General features: G+C 64.3%; 3 protein-coding genes and 1 pseudogene. All 4 read right to left on the bottom strand.

What is annotated here, in order from left to right; genetic code table 11:
- Nucleotides 1-1,235: pseudogene (locus ABI213_RS05300) on the bottom strand (hypothetical protein); the annotation flags it as partial.
- A 410-nt stretch (nt 1,236-1,645) separates the two neighbouring features.
- On the bottom strand, nt 1,646-2,971 hold the full coding sequence (gene dctA, locus ABI213_RS05305; RefSeq protein WP_348026325.1) for a C4-dicarboxylate transporter DctA: 1,326 nt from the start codon (nt 2,969-2,971) through the stop codon (nt 1,646-1,648).
- A gap of 22 nt (nt 2,972-2,993) precedes the next feature.
- Entirely contained in the window at nt 2,994-4,340 is a 1,347-nt protein-coding gene (gene pcaB / locus ABI213_RS05310; RefSeq protein WP_348026327.1) for a 3-carboxy-cis,cis-muconate cycloisomerase, read from the bottom strand.
- Between the two features lie 16 nt (nt 4,341-4,356).
- The gene (locus ABI213_RS05315) at nt 4,357-5,166 is read right to left on the bottom strand and encodes a CoA ester lyase (protein WP_348008674.1); all 810 of its coding nucleotides are present in this window, start codon (nt 5,164-5,166) and stop codon (nt 4,357-4,359) included.
- Nucleotides 5,167-5,214: the final 48 nt, after the last annotated feature.

Genomic DNA, 5,214 nt, shown 5'->3' on the forward strand with positions numbered 1-5,214 from the left:
AAACCTTGCCACAGGTAGTCGCGCACAAAGCGCCCGGACTGCGAAATGCCACCAAACAGGGTGGTCTGCACCCGGCCAGCCAGCGGATTGGCGTTACCCGCGGTATCGCTGGCGCTGTAGCGCAAAAAGCTCACCAGGTCCCGCGTGGCCAAAAAGCCCAGGCCCATGACCTTCGGGTTGGTGGCGGTGTAGTTGAACTGGTAGATGGAGCCGTTGTCGAGTCCGCCGTCCAGCGCGGACGCGTAGGCTGCGTCGGCACGTACGCCCGCCCGGTCGATGGTGACGAAACCAAAGCCATTGGGGCCGGTGTTGCCGCCTTCTGCCGTTCCTGCACCCGCGGTATAGCTCCACAGCGAAGCGGCGACGGTCACCGGTGCCGAGGTGGCGGTCTTGCGCACCGTCAGCGTGGCTTGGCCCAGGCTGTTGGGGGCCATTTTGTAATACGTGCCGAGCAGGTTGGTGGTGGCGCTGTCGGCCACCAGTTCGTCTTGAACCGTGCCGGTCAGCGGCGCATTGGCGTGGGCCACATCCACCGCCACGGGCAAGGTCATGCCTGCAGCAAACCAGCGCTGGGTGTTGGAAATAGCCGCCGTGCTGCCGGTCAGGACTTGCGGGCGGTCACCCTGCCAGCCTGCCCAGACGATGCTGGCACCCTGGTTCATCAGGAAGCCCGTGCCGGCACCGCTGCCTGCTACCGTTCCCGTTTGGGTTGCCGATACCAGGGGCTGCACGTTGGTGTAGAGGTCGTTGTAGCTACCGTCGTTGAGCGTGGGCACCAGCAATGCCGTGGTGCGGTTGGACACTTCGTAGAACAGCGTGCCGTTGGATTTGCTGCTGTCGGTGGGACTGAGCAGCACCACGTCGAAGCTGTAGTGCAGCTTGCCGTTGGCATCGGTCACCGTGTTTTTTAAGTCGACGATGGTGGCTGCGCAGGTGTCTGCGGGGCTGACCTCGGCCGTGGCTTCGGCCAGTGTGTAGGTATAGGTGCCGATAGAGCCAAACTGGGCACCATTGAAAGCCAGGCCGCTGCCTTTGACGTTGAATCGCTCGATGGACGAGCGCGTGATGGGGCAGGATCCGGTGAATTCCGGTGGCACCAGGGCCGAAGCTGCCGCCGGTAAATAGGGTTCCGAAGTGCTACCGCATCCGGTCAAACACAGGGTTGCGACCGCCGCGCCGCCCAGGGCAAGGTGCTGGACCCAGGAGCGCGACTGGGGGGTAAAAACTGTTTTCATATTGTCTCTTTCTTATTGGTGTGAAATGGCTTCAAGGTGGTGAAGCCTGTCGTGCGCGCTGGCTGCCGCACCGAGCGCCATGGGCGGCTGGGCGGCCAGGTCGGCGTGCCGGTGCTTTGAACAGCACAGGCGGCGCTCCCCTGGAAATGCAGGATAGGTAGCGGCCCACGCCGTATCAATGAAGGTGCAGAGGCAACACTTGCACGGGGCGTAACGATCGGGGGTTATCCCCAGTGCGGGGTTGGCGCTTAACGGTAGGCCGTTAACGCCAAGCTTGGCCTGTACACGATGCCGGGCGCAGCCGGGGGCGGCCATCAACGTGGCTTTCGGGGATGGGTGGGGATGGAGGCGCTGACGGGGTGATTTGAGGAGGCCGGGCGTGCCCGCTGCGCCACGGCCCCCTGTGCAAGTTATACCGGTTGGTGGTGGCTGCGGGAGCCCAGGGGGTCTGGGTTGTCCAGCGTCAGCTCGGGCTCCACGTACCCGGCATCCAGCTCGCGGTGCAGCACCTCGCGGTCGCAGGCTTTTTCCCACATCGACACCACCACGCAGGCTACGGCGTTGCTCATGGTGCTGGTCAGGGCGCGGGCTTCGGACATGAAGCGGTCCACCCCGACGATCAGCGCCACACCGGCCACCGGCAGGTCGGGCATTACCGTCAGCGTGGCCACCAGGGCGACGAAGCCGCTGCCGGTTACGCCCGCCGCGCCCTTGGAGGTCAGCAGCATCAGGCCCAGCATGGCAGCAATCTGGCCCCAGCTCAGGGTGATGTCGCAGGCCTGGGCGATGAACAGCGAAGCCAGCGTCAGGTAGATGGCGGTGCCGTCCAGGTTGAAGGAGTAGCCGGTGGGCAGCACCAGGCCGACGATGCCTTTCTTGCAGCCCAGGCGCTCCAGTTTCATCAGCAGGCGGGGCAGTACCGGTTCGCTGGACGAGGTGCCCAGCACCACCAGCAGCTCTTCGCGGATGTAGCGCATCAATTTCCAGAGCTGAAAGCCATGCATGCGGGCCAGCAAGCCCAACACCACCACCACGAAGAAAATGCAGGCGGTGTAGAAGGTGCCGATCAAAAAGCCCAGCGAGCCGATGGATTTGATGCCGTAGCGCCCCACGGTAAAGGCCATGGCTCCGAACGCACCCACTGGGGCCAGCCGCATCAGCAGGCCAAATACCGAAAACAGCATTTCCGAGAAACCCTCTATGGCTTCCAGCACCGGCTGCCCGGCGCGGCCAATGCGGCTCAGGCCGAATCCGCACAGCACGGCCAGCAGCAGCACCGGCAGCACCTCGCCGTCGGCAAACGCACCAAAGAAGGAGTGCGGAATGATGTGCATCATGAATTCCACAAAGCCCTTGGGCGGCTCCTTGCCGCCAAACTTGGCGGCCACGCCGGGGTCGAGCAGTTTCGGATCGATGTGCATGCCTGCGCCGGGTTGCAGCAGCAGCACCGCTGCCAGCCCGGTGAGCAGCGCCAGGATGGTCAGCACGTAGAACAGGCCCATGGACTTGAGCAGGGTTTTGCCAATTTCCTTGGAATCGTTGAGCGAGGTGATGCCGCTGACGATGGTGCAAAACACCACCGGCGCAATCATCATCTTGACCAGCTTGACGAAGCCGTCGCCCAGGGGCTTGAGCGAGGCACCAAATTCAGGCCAGTAGTGGCCCACGGTGATGCCCAGGGCCAGGCCGATCAGCACCTGGACGTAGAGCAGCTTGACGAGTTTTTTGAATTGCATGGTTGTCTCCTTATTTTTGGCTTTAGGGGCGCAGGTTCTGGAGCACCTGGTCCACCATCACACCCGCCTGGCCCAGGTAGTTGGCGGGGTCGCAGAAGGCATCGAGCTGGGCACGACTCACGTGGGCATTGATCTCGGGGTGGGCGGCCAGAATCTCGACCAGCGGGCGCTGCTGTTTCAAGGCTTCGCGGCACAGCTCGTAGACCAGGTCGTGGGCGTATTCGCGGCCAATGAAGGGGCCTAGGCCCATCATCACGGCCTCAGACATCACCAGTCCGTGGGTCATGTCGATATTGCGGCGCATCTGCACGGTGTCTACTTCCAGCCCGGCCAGCACAAATTTGGTTTGCTTGAGCGCGCCCGACATCAGGCAGAAGATTTCGGGCAGCGACACCCATTCGATCTCCCAGGGGCCGGTGGAGCGCTCGTGGTCGGCCACCATGGCATCCATCAGCGCGGCGGCGTGCTGGCGCGCCACCGAGATGTTGGCGTGGATGTACAGGCAGGAGATGGGGTTGCGCTTTTGCGGCATGGTGCTGGACGAGCCGCGGCCTGGGGCGTAGGGCTCAAACACCTCGCCCACCTCGGTTTGCATCATCAGTTTCACGTCCATGGCGATCTTGCCCAGCGAGCCGCCGACCAGGCCCAGAAAGGCCCCCACTTCGGCGATGGTGTCACGCACGGTGTGCCAGGCGATGGGCGGGCTGGCCAGGCCTAGCTCGGCCATCAGCCCGGCCTGGGTCTCCATCGCGCCTTTTTCCAGCGATGCCAGCGTGCCTGCTGCGCCTCCAAATTCGCCCATGAAAACACGCGGCTTGAGCTGCTCCAGCCGCTCGCGGTGGCGCTCGATACCGGCCAGGATGCTGGCGGTTTTGAAGCCGAAGGTGATGGGAATCGCCTGCTGCAGGTTGCTGCGGCCAATGATGGGCGTGTCGCGGTAGGTGCGGGACAAATCGGCCAGCGAATCCGAGATGGCTTTCAGGTCCGCCTCTACCAGCGCCAAGCCTTCGCGCATCTGCAGCACGGTGGCGGTGTCGGTGATGTCCTGGGTGGTGGCGCCCCAGTGGCAGTACTCGCCCAGCTTGTCGCGGCAGTTGGCGTTGATCTGGTTGACCACGGCGATGATGGGGTAGCCGATCTGCTCGGTCTTGGCCTTGAGCTGCGCCCAGTCGATCATCTCGATATTGCAGTTTTTGACGATCTCGTCGGCCGCTTCTTGCGGAATGATGCCCAACTGACCCTGCACCTTGGCCAGGGCGCGTTCGATGTCCAGGTACTTGGCGGTGCGGTTCTCGTCGGACCAGACGGCGCGCATTTTTGCTTCGCTGAAAATGTCGCCAAAAATGCGTGAGTCGATGATGGATGCCATGGGGTTGTCTCCTTGATTAATAGGTGGGGGATGTGGGGGATGTGGATGCCAGCAGGCGCTGGGCTTTGAGCAGCACGGGGCGGTCGATCATTTTTCCGTCCAGTTGCAACGCGCCCGTGGGGTTGGCGCTGTAGGCGGCTAACACGCGGGTGGCCCAGGCCAGGTCGGCGGCGCTGGGGGCCAGGGCGGTGCGCACGGCGGAGACTTGGCTGGGGTGTATGCACATCTTGGCGGCAAAGCCCAGGCGCTGGGCGTGGGCCATGTCGGCGGCTACTACCTGGGCATCCAGCGCCACCGTGACCCCGGCCACCGGGGCGGGCAAATTGGCGGCGCGGCTGGCCAGGGCGAGGTGCACCGCCGCCATGTCCAGCGCAGGGCTGTCGCTGGGCAGGTCCAGGTCGAGTGCGTAGTCGATGCTGCCGAACGCCAGCCGGGCCACGCCGGACGTGGCTGCAATCGCCTGCGCCGCCAATAGGCCGCGCGCGGTCTCAAGAAGCGCCAGCACGGTGCCGCTGTGGGCGGCTTGCAGGTCGGCGATCTGCGCAGGCGACTCGGCCTTGGCCAGCATGACGCTGGGCAGGGTGCAGGCCCGCAGCAGCGCCATGTCATCGGCGTAGAACGGGCTGTGGGCATCGTTGATGCGCAGCAGCACACGCGAGGTGTCTGCCGTAGCATGCCATTCGGCAAACGCCCGGCGGGCCAGGGGCTTGTCGGCGGGCAGCACGGCATCTTCCAGGTCCACGATGACGCGGTCGGCCCCGCTGGCCAGGGCCTTGGCAAAGCGCTCGGGGCGGTTGCCGGGCACAAAAAGGTAGGTTTGGGCCATGGCTTACACCGTGCCTGCGCTGCGCAACACTGCGACCTGCTCGGCGCT

This window comes from Rhodoferax sp., assembly GCF_039922535.1.
Lineage (GTDB): Bacteria > Pseudomonadota > Gammaproteobacteria > Burkholderiales > Burkholderiaceae_C > Rhodoferax_B.

Coding starts and splice junctions, on each gene's coding strand:
- dctA (WP_348026325.1), bottom strand. CDS start 2,971: ATGCAATTCAAAAAACTCGTCAAGCTGCTCTACGTCCAGGTGCTGATC.
- pcaB (WP_348026327.1), bottom strand. CDS start 4,340: ATGGCATCCATCATCGACTCACGCATTTTTGGCGACATTTTCAGCGAA.
- ABI213_RS05315 (WP_348008674.1), bottom strand. CDS start 5,166: ATGGCCCAAACCTACCTTTTTGTGCCCGGCAACCGCCCCGAGCGCTTT.